This is a genomic window from Polaribacter reichenbachii, from assembly GCF_001975665.1.
Classification (GTDB): domain Bacteria; phylum Bacteroidota; class Bacteroidia; order Flavobacteriales; family Flavobacteriaceae; genus Polaribacter; species Polaribacter reichenbachii.
Window position 1 is genome coordinate 4094518 of sequence record NZ_CP019419.1, and the last position, 14147, is coordinate 4108664.

A 14147-nucleotide genomic window follows, 5' to 3' on the forward strand; every position below is an offset into this window, starting at 1 on the left:
TTATGAGCAAAGGAAACATTAATGTATCAGTAGAAAATATTTTTCCGCTGATTAAAAAATTCTTGTATTCTGATCACGAAATCTTTTTACGAGAATTAATTTCAAACGGAACTGATGCAACTACAAAACTAAAACACTTAATTTCTATTGGTGAAGCAAAAACAGAATTAGGTGATGCTAAAATAGAAATTAGTATTAATGAAGAAGCTAAAACCCTAACTATTAAAGATCAAGGTTTAGGTATGACAATGGATGAAGTTGAAAAATACATCAACCAAATTGCATTTTCTGGTGCTGAAGAATTTTTAGATAAATATAAAGATGATAAAAACGAAACTGGTGTTATTGGGCACTTTGGTTTAGGTTTTTATTCTGCTTTTATGGTAGCCGATAAAGTTGAAATCTTTACAAAATCATTTAAAGATGCACCTGCTGCTCACTGGACTTGTGATGGTTCTCCTGAATATACTTTAGTAGAAAATGATAAAGCTGATAGAGGTACAGAAATCGTTTTACACATTGCAGAAGATTCTACAGAGTTTTTAGAAGAAGGTAAAATTAGAGAATTACTAACTAAGTACAATCGTTTTAACCAAGTGCCAATTAAATTTGGAACTAAGAAAGTAAACGACCCAACTCACGAACCACAAACTACAAAAGATGCTGAAGGTAAAGAAACTACTGAACCTCACAGACAAATTGAAGTTGATGATATTATCAATAATACAGACCCAGCTTGGACAAAAAAACCAGCTGATTTAGAAAAAGAAGATTATGATAATTTCTATAGAGAATTGTATCCAATGCAATTTGAAGAGTCATTATTCCACATCCATTTAAATGTAGATTATCCTTTTAATTTAACAGGTATTTTATTCTTCCCTAAGTTATCACAGAACTTAGATATGCAAAAGGATAAAATTCAATTGTATCAAAATCAAGTATTTGTAACTGATAATGTAGAAGGAATTGTACCAGACTTTTTACAAATGCTAAAAGGTGTTATTGATTCTCCAGACATTCCTTTAAACGTTTCTCGTTCTTATTTACAAGCTGATGGTGCTGTAAAAAAGATTTCTGGTTACATCACTAAAAAAGTTGCTGATAAATTATCATCTCTATTCAAAAAAGATAGAGCAGATTTTGAGCAAAAATGGAATGACATTAAAGTAATTATTGAGTATGGAATGTTATCCGAAGATAAATTCTTCGATAAAGCTAAGAAATTTGCATTATACCCAACAGTTGCTGATTCTTATTTTACGTTTGATGAATTAATTGAAAAAACAAAAGATTCGCAGACTGATAAAGAAGGTAACCACGTAATTTTATATGCTTCTAACAAAGACGCACAACACAGTTACATTCAAGAAGCTACTGCAAAAGGTTATGAAGTTTTAATTTTAGATTCACCAATTATTTCGCATTTAATGCAAAAATTAGAAGGTGGAGATGCTAAAGTTAAGTTTACAAGAGTAGATGCTGACTTTATTGATAATTTAATTAAGAAAGATGATGCTGTAATTTCTAAATTATCTGATGAAGAAAAAGACAAATTAAAGCCAATTATTGAAGCTGCTGTACCAAAACAAACGTACACTGTTCAATTAGAAGCTATGGATTCAAATTCATCTCCTTTTTTAATTACGGTTCCAGAATTTATGCGTAGAATGAAAGAAATGCAAGCTTCTGGCGGTGGAGGAATGATGGGAATGGGTAATTTCCCTGATATGTATAACTTAGTTGTAAATACAAACAATCCATTAGTTTCAGAAATTTTATCTGCGGATGAAGACAAGCAAAAACACTTAATTTCTCAAGCTTTTGATTTAGCAAAATTATCTCAAAACCTTTTACATGGTGAAGAGTTAACCAACTTTATTAAACGTTCTTACGAGTTGATTAAGTAGTGGCAAAGCCACAAACAAATTATAAACCTCTTTGTTTAAGCAAAGAGTTTTTTTTGTGATAAAAAAATAGAAAACTAAAATTCTATTATTGTTTTTGTAAATTAGAATATTAAAATCAACTTTAATGAAACTAGTCCATACAAACCAATTACCAGAAATTGGTACAAGTCATAATGATGATATCAAGAAAAAAGTTTTTATCAAAAAAAATGAAGTGCCACAATTAATGATGTTTGGTTCTGCGACTTTTACTCCAGGGCAAGCAGTAGAAACACATAAACACGATTCTATGTACGAAGTTTTCTACATTCAAACAGGTAAAGCAGAATTTATAATAAACAATAAAAAACTAATTGTAACTCCAGGTGATTGCATTACGATTGAGCAGGGCGAATACCATTCTATGAGTAATCCTTTTACAGAAAATGTAACTTGGGTTTATTTTGGGATTGCCACAGACTAACAATTCTATTTAAACTAACTTTGCACAAAAATAATACATGCAGTTTTCTGAATTACCATTAAATAAATCCATATTAAAAGCAGTTGCAGAACAACGCTTTCATACACCAACTTTAGTTCAAAAAAAAACGATTCCTTTGGTTTTGGCTAAAAAAAATGTAATTGTTTCTGCGCAAACTGGTACAGGAAAAACTGCTGCTTTTGCTTTACCAATTATCGAATTATTGTTTGATAAACAAGATGCAGAAAAAGGCGAAAAAAAGATAAAAGCTTTGGTGGTTACTCCTACTCGTGAGTTGGCAATTCAGATTTTAGAAAACTTTAAATCGTATAGTAAATATTCTAACTTAAAAACTACAGCTGTTTTTGGCGGAGTTTCTTTAGAACCGCAAAAAGAAATTTTAGCCAAAGGTGTAGATATTTTAGTAGCAACACCTGGTAGATTAATCGATTTACAAATGCAAGGAAATATCGATTTAAGTCAGCTAGAAATTTTGGTTTTAGACGAAGCTGATTTAATGCTAGATATGGGGTTTATCAATGATGTAAAAAAGATTGAAAAATTTTGTCCTAGAAAAAAACAAACGCTTTTATTTTCTGCAACTATTCCTGATAAAATTGATGAATTAGCCAATAATATCGTAAAAAATGCGACTAAAGTTGAAATAAATCCAGAGGAAACTACAGCAAAAAATATTGGGCAGTTATTGTATTATCTACCTAAAAAGAACAAAACAGATCTATGTTTGCATTTGCTTAGAAATACAATTAATGGTAAAATTATCATTTTTAGACGTACCAAATTTGGTGTAGATAAATTAGAACAAACTTTAATAAAAAACGGCTATAATGTTGCCAGTATTCACGGTGATAAAACACAAGGAGTTAGAAACAAAGCCATAGAAGATTTTAAAACCAAAAAAGCTTCAATTTTAATAGCTACTGATGTTGCTGCACGTGGAATTGACATTACAAATGTAGATGCTATTATTAATTTTGATATTCCGAATGTACCAGAAACTTACGTACATAGAATTGGTAGAACTGGTAGAGCTGGTAAATCTGGAATTGCATTTTCGTTTTGTTCGCCAGATGAAAATAGTTATATCAAATCAATAGAAAACTTAATTGAAAAATCAATAAAGGTTATTGACGATCATCCTTATACTATCAACAAACCAAAGCACACTAAAAAACAGCCAAATACTGTAAGTAAAAATAAAAAAAGCAGAAAATCGGCAGCATCAAAAAAGAAGAAAAAACGCTGGTATTAAGGTTATATAATTAACTAGGTTCAATATCTTTTTAACAATTCAAATTTTCCTTTTCCCTAAATAAAAAGTAACTTTAACCTTTAAAAAAGAATCAGTTACTAAATCTCATTTTTAAATCTTGGTATGCTCTACTAAGTTTACAATGAATTTAAAATATATTATTATGAAAACTATTGAAACATTTACTTCAAAAAAAACAACAGTTATTTTATTCGGTTTATTTTTATCTCTTTTCTTATTTTCTAACCAATTACAAGCACAAAGCATTCAAGTTAAAGGAATTGTAAAAGGAAAAACTTATGAAGAAACAGAAGTTTTAAACGGAGCAAACATCTTTTTAAAAGGTACAAAAACAGGAACAAGTTCAAACAAAAAGGGCGAATTCACTTTTCCACAAAGTTTAAAAGCTGGCGACGTTTTAGAAATTTCTTACTTAGGTTTTATTACCAAAAGAGTAAAAGTTTCTGCTAATTCTACCTACTTAATTGTTACTTTACAAGAAGATGACAACCAAATGTTAGGCGCTTTAAATAGCAACAAACGTTTTAAATCTAAAAGAAATAAAGAATAGGTTTTATGCCAAAAACTACATTCTATTTACTTTTATTTTATGTTAGTATTGGTTTTTCTCAACAATCTGATTTTAAGCACATCAATTTTACGAAAGCTGATAAAATTGCCAATGCTACCAAAACCAAAAGGTTGTATGAGTTAAATAAACTTACTTACGATTTAACCAGTAATTTAGAAACAGATGTAGAAAAACTAAGAGCAATTTACGTTTGGATTTGCAATAATATTGCCAATGATTTTAGATTGTATACATTAAACGAAAGAAAAAGAAATCGTTTTGAAAAAGACTCCTTAAAGCTAGAAAACTGGAATTCTAAATTTAAAAAAATTCTCTTTAAAAAATTATTAAAGAAGAAAAAAACCATTTGCACAGGTTATGCCTATCTACTTAAAGAAATGTGTAAAATAGTAGGCATAGAATCTTATATGGTTAATGGTTTTGCAAGAACAGCAACTGTAGATTTCTCTACACTTACAATGCCAAATCATACTTGGAATGTTGTAAAATTAAATAACAAATGGTATTTATGCGACCCAACTTGGTCTACAGGAATTTCTTTTCCAGAAGAAGGTAGATTTCAATTCATTTATAATAATGGTTATTTTTTAGCAGATCCAGAATTGTTTTTTATGAATCATTTTCCTGCTGATAATCAATTTTCACTTTTAGGAGAAACAACTCCAAACTTTACAGAATACACAGAACTTCCTTTAGTTTATGGTGATGCTTTTACAATAGTTAAAGAACACATTGTACCAAAGAAAATGCATCATATATTAAAAAAGAATGCTGTTTTTACTTTTAAATATTTATTAAAAGAAGAACATAATATCAATAAAGTAAAATTTGTTATTGATAGTGGAGCATCAGAAAAAACAATAAAACCAGAATTTAATATAGAGAATAGCATTTTAACCCTAAAACATACTTTTAAAAGCAAAGGTTTTTTTGATGTTCATTTGTATATAGAAAACAAATTAATTGCCACATACACTTTTAAGGTAACTAAGTAAATTCTATCAAAGTTTAGATGTATAAGCTGTAACAAAATAAATGAAAATAAGCTCAAACTATTTGTAAATAATGTAATTTACTATTTCAAAATTAAAATCTAATATTAAAATACATTTAAATGCTCATATATTTTAGAGTACAGATAAAAACGGTGTAGCTTAGAATGGTTAAGGAATTTACACTTTTAAGAGTGATATTATTACTAAAAAATTGACATTAACCTTAAAATCAATGTAAAGTGTTGTTAATACCTACGTAATTATTATTGATTTTAACAGCATCTCTTACAAGTAAATAAATACATATTTTAGAAATGATAGCATTTTTAAAAATATAGAAATATTTACTAGAATTAATTAGTCAAGTTATTGATTACCTTATGATAGCTTTAGAATAACGTTTTAATTTTCTATAAATTCACTACTTTTATCCCAGAAATAAAAAAATAGAGAATTTATGAAGTGGAGAAGTAATAAAAAAAGTTCTAATGTAGAGGATAGAAGAGGACAAAGTTCTAGCAGAGGATTTAGTGGTGGTAGTGGTTTAGGTGGTATGTTAATTCCTTTAATTCTAAAATTAATTACCACAAAAAAAGGATTAATTATAGTTGCTGTAGTTGGTGTATTAATGTACTTTTCTGGAGTAAACCCTTTACAATTATTATCTGGTGGATCTACCAATCAAATTCAAAATACCAATTATAAAGGTACAGCTAAAGAAAATGAATTAGCAGAATTTAGCAATCGAGTTTTACGAAGTACAGAAGATGTCTGGAATGATATTATACGTAATTACAGAGAACCAACTTTGGTGCTTTTCTCAAATTCTGTAACCTCTGCTTGTGGTTCTGCATCAAGTGCAACTGGTCCTTTTTATTGTCCTGGAGATGAAAAATTATATATCGATTTAAGTTTTTTTCAAGAAATGGAAACCAGATTAAATGCTCCTGGAGATTTTGCTCAAGCTTATGTAATTGCTCATGAAGTTGGGCATCACATTCAAAATTTAATGGGCACAACAGACAAAATGCAGCAATTAAAAAGTAAAGTTAGCCAAAAAGATTACAATCAATTTTCTGTAAAATTAGAACTACAAGCAGATTTTTTAGCCGGAGTTTGGGCACATCATGCTAAAAATATGAATTTAATTTTAGATGATGGTGATTTACAAGAAGCGCTAGATGCAGCTTTTGCTATTGGTGATGATCGACTTCAAAAACAATCTTCTGGTAGAGTAGTACCAGATTCTTTTACACACGGAACATCTGCACAAAGAATGCGTTGGTTTAAAAAAGGTTTTGTAACTGGCGATGTTAATCAAGGTGACACTTTTAATGCAACTTCTTTATAATTTTTTTGGTTGATAAATGGACAAAATTGTAAAAGCAACTTTTAAAGATGCAAAACTTTTATCAAAATTAGGTATAGACAGTTTTTTAACGGCTCACGGCCATTCTGCACCTAAAAAAGATATAGAAAATTATCTTGCTAATAACTTAACAGAAAATAATTTTACATCAGAATTAAAAGATATTAGAAACGAATTTTATCTTTTATATGTTGATAATAAACTTGCGGGTTACTCTAAAATAGTCTTTAATAAAACCAACATAAATATACCTGCTCATAATGTGACAAATTTGAGTAGACTATATTTATTAAAAGAATATTATGGTTTGGGTTTAGGTAAAATTTTATTCGATTTTAACATACAACTTTGTAAAGAAAATAAACAATCTGGAATTTGGTTAGCGGTTTGGGTAGAAAACCAAAATGCGATAAAATTCTACCATAAAACAGGTTTAAAAAAAGTAGGGAATTTCGATTTTAAAATATCTGAAACCCATAGCAATCCAAATCATATAATGTATTTAGAATTTTAAATTTATCTTTTGTTATCTTTGAGAAAAAGATGTTTAAGATGAAAAAAATTACTTTCCTATTTTTATTTGTTTCTAAAATAATTATTGCACAAACTAATACAGAAATTCATCTTTTTGATATTGAAGTTTCTGATGATAATTACAAACTTACAAACGGAAAAAACATTTCTAATAACAAGGGTTATGACAGTCAGCCTTATTTTTATAATGATAATCTTGTTTTGTTTGCATCAGCAAGAAATGGACAAACAGATATTGCAAAATATAACATAAGAGATCAGGAAATAACTTATATCAATAACACAGAAAATGGTGGTGAATATTCGCCTCAAAAAATTCCGAATTCTATGAATGTTTCTGCTGTAAGATTAGATAATGATGGCTTACAACGTTTTTATGCTTATAATTTTAAAACAGGAAAAGACAAGGAATTAATACCAAATTTAAAAGTTGCTTATCCTCTTTGGTTAAATAAAAACACATTAATTGCTTCTGTAATTGTAAATGATAGTTTGCACCTTATTTCATCTAACTTAAAAAAGAAAACCAACACTACTATTGCAAAAATGGTAGGTAGATCTATTCATAAAATACCAAATTCTAACTTGGTAAGTTTTATCAGCAAAGAAAATAAAGAGTATTGGTTATTAAAATCTCTGAACCCTCAAACACTAGAGATTAAAACTATTTGCTCTGTAGGTAAATCTGAAGATGTAACTTGGTTAATTAATGGTACTTTATTAATTTCTAAAGGGAATTCTATTTACAAATTCAATCCGAAGAAAGATAAAAATCTAAGTTTATTTTTTAATTTTACTGATGAAAACATCAATAATATATCAAGAATTACTGTAAATACCACAAGTACTAAACTTGCAATTGTTGCAGAAGTTTCTCCTGAATATTTAGCTGAAGAACAATTACAAGGTTATAATAAAAGAGATATTGATGCTTTTTTAAAACCTTATGCTAAAAATGTAAAAGTATATAACTTTCCTAATCAATTAAATTATGAAGGTGTAGAAAAAATGAGAGAAAATTATGCTTCGTTTTTTAAAAATACGCCAGATTTACATTGTAAAATTTTAAAAAGAATTGTTTTTAAAGATAAAGTAATAGACCATGAATTGGTTACAGTAAATGGCAAAACGTTTAAAGCTGTTGCCATTTATACAATAAAAAATGGTAAGATTACAAGTGTAACTTTTATGTAAGCTCTAATAAAACCTTTGATTAAAAAAGGTTTAGATTCTGAAAACTTCATAAAAAACACAATTTAAAATACTAATGAAATTTTTTATTAAAGTGATTTTTTAAAAATACAACTTGGGCTACAATCATTAATCCTAAGAAAAATATAGCATATAAAACTGTTTTTGAAAGACTTACTGTTGATAACAATTCTGGAACTTGAATTTTATCTAAAAATGAAAAATTAAGTTCTGGTGTCTTAAATAAACTCTTTTCAGTTGATTTAAAAGAAATTAAAACAATTGCTAAAACCAAAACAGAAATAATTGCCCATCCTTTTTTAGAAATTAAAGCTTTAGTTTTAAAAACTTTAGACCTACTTCCTTCTAAAATATTTTTCATTAAAGAAGCTGTAAAATCTGCTGATGGCTTTTCTTGCTCAATTTCTTTTACATACTTTTTTGCGAAAGCATCTAGCTCGTTTATATGTTTATTTTCTCCCATAATTTTCAATCATTTCTGGTTCAACATTTTCTTTAACAATCGTCAATAATTTTTTTCTAGCTCTGTGCAATTTTACCTTTAAATTGGCTTCAGATAAAGAAGTTACTTCCATAATTTCTTTTAAAGATAATTCATCATAATAAAACATCCAAATTATTGCACGTTGTTCATCTGGTAATTTCTGCAAACAAATATCCATAACTTTAGAGCGTTCATTTCTTTCAATTCCTTGTAAAATAGTTTCAACAGCTTGTATTTGATTAAAAGTAACTTCATTAATTTCAAACGTTGCATTATTATTTCTATTCTTTTTTATGGCATCTAAACTTGTATGATACGCAATTCGATACAACCAAGTAGAAAATTTAGAATCGCCTTTAAAATTCTTTAAATTTTTAAACGCTTTTATAAATGTATCTTGACTTATTTCTTCTGCCTCTTCTCTACTCTTTGTCATTTTAAAAGCCAAACTAAACACCATATTCTTATAATTATCAACAAGATGTGCAAATGCATTTACATCTCCTTTAATAATTTTTGTAATATAAAGTTGGTCGTTTTTGTTGGTCATTTATATTATGACTGACTATTGCTTAATTAGGTTACAGTTTTTTGTGATTTTTTTATCAGATTTAAATAAAAAAAGCTTTTCATCTATTGAATAACTTCTTAAGTCGAAATAACCTGATCTTTTTATCCTTTAAATTAAATTTTAAAAAAAAATAAATCTTTTCTGTAACCTTAATTAAAATTCTGTCGTCAAAGCTACAAACACAATAAAATTAATCATTTAAACTTTAAAATTATAAATTATGGAAATCGCAGTTTTGGCAATAATATTTGGTAGCATCTTTGGAGTATTTTATTTATTCTTTTCTACAAGAAATAAAGAAAGATTGGCGTTAATAGAAAAAGGAGTTGAAGCTTCAATTTTTATGAAAGGGCATCAAAAAACCTCATCATCTACAGGTAAAGTTATCATTTTAAATTTAGCTGTTTTATTAATGGGAATTGGGCTTGGTGTATTTTTAGCACTTTTATTAGATACTTATTCAACTATGGATAGTGATGGAATTTATCCTGCTTGCATTTTCTTTATGGCTGGTGTTGGTTTGTTTACAGGCTTTACCTTAACTAAAAAATTAGATAAGGAATAAAATTTTATCAAAATATACTTAAAACCACTTTATTTAACATAAAGTGGTTTTTCTATTTTTAAAAAGCGAAGTATCTTTAGCTATATTTTTTCTTGATGGAACACAATTATCAAAATTCTAAATTCAGAGAATTATTAGACAAACTGCAACAAGAAAGTTGGCAACTAGAACTACTAATCTCTGGTTTTGCCATTTTCGGACTTTTTTCTGCCATAGAACCTATAGGTATTAAATACGATATTGCAGAAAACGAACAAGATTTAGTTAGTACAATATTGTGGTATGCTGCCTTAGTTTCTAGCTGGATTTTGGTCTCAAATCTACTAATTCACGTAATTTTAAGAGGTTTATGGATTGGTGCTTTAGGTTTACGTTATATTTCTGGAGATATAGATTATGACGAACTCAATTACTCAGAAAAATTCACCAATTTTCTTCAAAAAAGAATTGGTTCTTTTGATAAATATATTGCCAATTTAGAAAATTATTGTAGTGTACTTTTTGCAGTTTCTTTCCTATTTATTTTCTATTTCTTAGCTTGTTTACTATGTATAATTGCTATACTATTAACGGTTTTTATTTTTTTAGATACTGGCTTACAAGACACTTGGGGTTTTATATTATTAATGATAGGTATATTATTAATTTTATTTATTTGCTTTGGTGCATTACTAACATTTATAGATTTTATTAGCCAAGGTTTTTTAAAAAGAAAAAAATGGACTTCTAAATTCTATTTTCCAATTTATAAAATATTTAGTTTTATAACTTTATCCTTTTTATATAGACCTTTAGTTTACAACTTTTTAGATAACAAATTCGGTAAAAAACTCAGCTGGATTTTAATACCTATTTATGTAGGTATCATTTTCTTAACTACATTTAGCAACCATAAATCGAATTATTTAAACAAAGAAAACAGATCCTCTAAATATTATTCTAATGCCAATAATTACGATGATCAAATACTGCATGAAAACGATTTTATTAAAACTGCCACAATTCCATCAAAAGTAATAACAGATAATTATTTAAAAGTATTTCTGGTTCATAATGAAAATTTAGAAGATAGATTATATGAACTTAACAAAGGTCTAAAACCAAAAGAAGATAGAAGAGGCTTTAGATCTAGCGCAGTTTCTTTTGGCAGTTTTCTTCAAAAAAGAGATAGTTTAACTAAAGAATATTACCAAACTCTTAATAGTACTTATAAAATTTATATTGATAAAAACAAACACCAAACAGATTTTATAGCAACTACAAACAAATATAAACGACTGGGTTTTGAAACTTTTTTAGATATTGATACTTTATCTTATGGTAAACATTTTTTAGAAATTACAAAGAAAAGAATTCGAAAAAAAGATACTTTAAACCCAATAATTGTAACCATTCCTTTTTGGAAATTTAAAAAGTAATACATGAAAAAAATTACATTCTTATTTATTTTATTTACTGCAATAATTACTGCACAAACCGATCAAAAAATTTATGATATTATAGATGCAGTTTCTGCGGATAGAATTAAAGCTGATGTAAAAAAATTGGCCGATTTTGGTACAAGAAATACTTTTTCTGATACCATTTCTGAAACTCGAGGAATTGGAGCAGCAAGAAGATGGATAAAATCTGAATTCGAAAGCATTTCTACAAATTGCGATAATTGCTTAAATGTATTTTATCAAAAAGATTTTGTAACCAAAGAAGGTAACAGAAGAGTGCCTCATGATGCCTATGTAGTTAATGTTGTAGCGATACAAAAAGGCACAAAATATCCAAACAGATATGTAATTATGAGTGGAGATATAGACTCACGTGCAAGTAACACAATGGATTTTACTACAGATGCTCCAGGTGCTAATGATAATGCCTCAGGAATGGCAGGAACTATAGAAGCAGCAAGAGTTTTAAGCAAATACAAATTTGAAAGTAGCATTATTTATGTTGGTCTTTCTGGTGAAGAACAAGGGCTTTTTGGTGGTGCTGGTTTGGCAAAATATGCCAAAGAAAAAGAATGGGAAATTATCGGAATTTTAAATAACGATATGATTGGTAATATTACTGGTGTAGATGGTGTTACAGATAATAGAGCTTTTAGAATTTTTTCTGAACCTGTACCAGCTAATGAAACTGAAAGAGCAAGAAAAATGCGTAGATTTTATGGTGGTGAAGTTGATGGAATTTCGCGTCAATTGGCAAGATATATTCATAAAAATGTAAAGACTTATATGCCAGAAATGAATCCGATGATGATTTATAGATTAGACAGATTTGGTAGAGGAGGCCATCACAGACCTTTTAATGATTTAGGTTTTGCAGGCATTAGAATTATGGAAGCTCATGAAAACTATACGCAACAACATCAAGACATTAGAACCGAAAACGGAATTAATTATGGCGATACTTTTGAACACGTAAATTTTCCTTATGCTAAAAAATTAACTGCTGTAAATGCAATTAATTTAGCTTCTTTAGCTTGGGCTCCAGAAGCACCAAAAGAAGTAGCAATTGGTGGAATTGTACAACCATCAGTAAAGCTAAAATGGACAAAAGTTGATGGAGCAAAAGGCTATAAAATTTATTGGAGAGATACTACTTCTCCTACTTGGGACCATTCTAGATATGTAGAAACTACAGAATTTACTTTAGAAGGAATTGTTATTGATAATTTCTTTTTTGGTGTAGCTGCTGTTGGTGAAAATGGACACGAAAGTGTCGTTGTTTTTCCAAATAAAATTTGGAGATAAAAACCTATTATTAATATAATAATTGCCTTTAAGCACCTAAAATAAAAAGGTTTTAAAGGCAATTATTTTATAAACAAAAGAAAAAATAGAACAAAATATATAATCACTTTTGCTAAATATCTTACTTGCTTTTTTCGTTTGTGTTTTAATAAATATTAGTTTCTGATGTTCTTTGATTTATAGAACTTGCAAAAATTGCCAACATTCGTTTTGCAATCCCTGTCCAACCAAAATTTCTACGTGCAAAACGTGCGCCTTCTACAGACATTTCGTTTCTTAAATCTGGATATAAAAGAGGCATTGCCATCATTGCTCCAAACTCTAAAGGTCTATGAGGGTCTGCAAACAAAGCCTGATTTCCGAAATCTATCAAATCGCATAAGCCCCCATGAACAGTAACTACACTTGGTGTACCACAAGCCATTGCTTCTATAGCAACCATACCAAAAGGCTCATATCTAGAAGGCATAGCAAAAATACTTGCAGATCTGTAGACATTAGCTAAATCATCATCTTCTATATAACTTTTCCATTTTATTTTATCCATAACACCAATTTCTGATGCTACCTTTTTTAGCTCATTGATACCTTCTATATCTTGTTTAGAATCTCCACCAATGGCAGCCACTAATCTTGCTTCTGGGCACAATTCAAAAACCGTTGGTAAAGCATTTATCAATAAATCATACCCTTTGTTATGTGCCATTCTTCCTAGTGCTAAAATATCAGTAGGATTAATATCATACTTTAATCTTATCTTATCATTTTCTTTTGATGGAACAGGAAAAAATCGATTTTCATCAATTCCTGGAGGAATCATACTGCAATTTCTTGCTAATACATCATATTGCTGAATTAACAAATCTACTTGAGGTAAAGTTGTAGCAATTACAAAATTACACATCTGATAAACAAAATATTCTTTTCGAATACGTTCTTTAAAGCGATAGGTTTTTTCCATTTCTACTTCGTCCATATCACTACCCATAGTATGTTGTTTCCACCAACCTAAAGAATGAGGTGTATGCACATGACAAATACCTAATTCTTCTGCTATTTTTTGACCTGCCCAACCAGCATCCCAATAATGAGAATAAACAACGTCGTATTTTTTATTTTCTTTTTTTATTGCAGCTAAAGTATTAGTAACAAACTTTTTTAAATGATCATGCATGTCTTCTTTTCGGATGAATTTTTTACCACCAAAAGGAATTCTCCATACTTTAAAGTTTTCATTTACATCATCATATTCTGGCTGATCTTCAAATTGTCTTGTAACTAAATCTACAGTTTTACCAAGTCTACTAAAACGTTCTGCTAATTCTAAAACATATACTACTTGTCCTCCTGTATCTGGTTTTCCTAATTCTGCATGCGCCCCTACATATCCATGTAAAGAAATCATTAATATCGATTTCATCTTTCTATTTTT

14 protein-coding genes are annotated in these 14147 nt (G+C 28.6%); 11 read left to right on the plus strand and 3 right to left on the minus strand.

Features of this window, described 5'->3' with window-relative positions:
• The first annotated feature begins 2 nt into the window (after positions 1 to 2).
• The 8 genes from htpG to BW723_RS18055 all read left to right on the plus strand — a co-directional run bounded on the left by htpG (position 3) and on the right by BW723_RS18055 (position 8330).
• Positions 3 to 1910 carry a molecular chaperone HtpG gene (htpG, locus tag BW723_RS17470; protein ID WP_068358339.1) on the plus strand — a complete coding sequence of 636 codons (1908 nt, stop codon included), beginning with the start codon at positions 3 to 5 and terminating at the stop codon, positions 1908 to 1910.
• Positions 1911 to 2034: 124 nt separating this feature from the next.
• On the plus strand, positions 2035 to 2373 hold the full coding sequence (locus tag BW723_RS17475) for a cupin domain-containing protein (protein WP_068358344.1): 339 nt from the start codon (positions 2035 to 2037) through the stop codon (positions 2371 to 2373).
• Between the two features lie 37 nt (positions 2374 to 2410).
• A complete protein-coding gene (locus tag BW723_RS17480; protein ID WP_068358347.1) occupies positions 2411 to 3646 on the plus strand; it encodes a DEAD/DEAH box helicase in 1236 nt (411 codons plus the stop codon).
• 163 nt (positions 3647 to 3809) lie between these two features.
• Positions 3810 to 4217 (plus strand): carboxypeptidase-like regulatory domain-containing protein, encoded by a 408-nt coding sequence (locus BW723_RS17485; RefSeq protein WP_162274048.1) that lies wholly within the window; start codon positions 3810 to 3812, stop codon positions 4215 to 4217.
• A gap of 5 nt (positions 4218 to 4222) precedes the next feature.
• Complete coding sequence (locus BW723_RS17490) at positions 4223 to 5233, plus strand: transglutaminase domain-containing protein (RefSeq protein ID WP_068358356.1); 1011 nt, start codon at positions 4223 to 4225, stop codon at positions 5231 to 5233.
• Positions 5234 to 5690: 457 nt separating this feature from the next.
• On the plus strand, positions 5691 to 6584 hold the full coding sequence (gene ypfJ / locus BW723_RS17495; RefSeq protein WP_068358360.1) for a KPN_02809 family neutral zinc metallopeptidase: 894 nt from the start codon (positions 5691 to 5693) through the stop codon (positions 6582 to 6584).
• A 16-nt stretch (positions 6585 to 6600) separates the two neighbouring features.
• Positions 6601 to 7116, plus strand: a complete 516-nt coding sequence (locus BW723_RS17500) for a GNAT family N-acetyltransferase (RefSeq protein WP_068358363.1) — start codon at positions 6601 to 6603, stop codon at positions 7114 to 7116.
• A 38-nt stretch (positions 7117 to 7154) separates the two neighbouring features.
• Positions 7155 to 8330 (plus strand): nuclear transport factor 2 family protein, encoded by a 1176-nt coding sequence (locus tag BW723_RS18055; RefSeq protein WP_217491451.1) that lies wholly within the window; start codon positions 7155 to 7157, stop codon positions 8328 to 8330.
• A gap of 70 nt (positions 8331 to 8400) precedes the next feature.
• On the opposite strand, the gene BW723_RS17510 is transcribed toward BW723_RS18055, so the two are convergent.
• Positions 8401 to 8811: a hypothetical protein gene (locus BW723_RS17510; RefSeq protein ID WP_068358366.1), complete on the minus strand. Its 411-nt coding sequence runs from the start codon at positions 8809 to 8811 to the stop codon at positions 8401 to 8403.
• Entirely contained in the window at positions 8798 to 9382 is a 585-nt protein-coding gene (locus BW723_RS17515; RefSeq protein ID WP_068358369.1) for an RNA polymerase sigma factor, read from the minus strand. Before BW723_RS17515 ends, BW723_RS17510 begins: the two co-directional genes overlap by 14 nt.
• 241 nt (positions 9383 to 9623) lie before the next feature.
• Here BW723_RS17515 and BW723_RS17520 point away from each other — a divergent pair, with 241 nt between their 5' ends.
• The 3 genes from BW723_RS17520 to BW723_RS17530 all read left to right on the plus strand — a co-directional run bounded on the left by BW723_RS17520 (position 9624) and on the right by BW723_RS17530 (position 12715).
• Positions 9624 to 9968 carry a DUF6249 domain-containing protein gene (locus BW723_RS17520; RefSeq protein WP_068358372.1) on the plus strand — a complete coding sequence of 115 codons (345 nt, stop codon included), beginning with the start codon at positions 9624 to 9626 and terminating at the stop codon, positions 9966 to 9968.
• A 95-nt stretch (positions 9969 to 10063) separates the two neighbouring features.
• Positions 10064 to 11386 carry a hypothetical protein gene (locus tag BW723_RS17525; RefSeq protein WP_068358375.1) on the plus strand — a complete coding sequence of 441 codons (1323 nt, stop codon included), beginning with the start codon at positions 10064 to 10066 and terminating at the stop codon, positions 11384 to 11386.
• Between the two features lie 3 nt (positions 11387 to 11389).
• Positions 11390 to 12715: a M28 family peptidase gene (locus tag BW723_RS17530; protein ID WP_068358380.1), complete on the plus strand. Its 1326-nt coding sequence runs from the start codon at positions 11390 to 11392 to the stop codon at positions 12713 to 12715.
• Positions 12716 to 12860: 145 nt separating this feature from the next.
• On the opposite strand, the gene BW723_RS17535 is transcribed toward BW723_RS17530, so the two are convergent.
• Entirely contained in the window at positions 12861 to 14135 is a 1275-nt protein-coding gene (locus tag BW723_RS17535; protein WP_068358383.1) for a glycosyltransferase, read from the minus strand.
• Positions 14136 to 14147 lie beyond the last annotated feature (12 nt).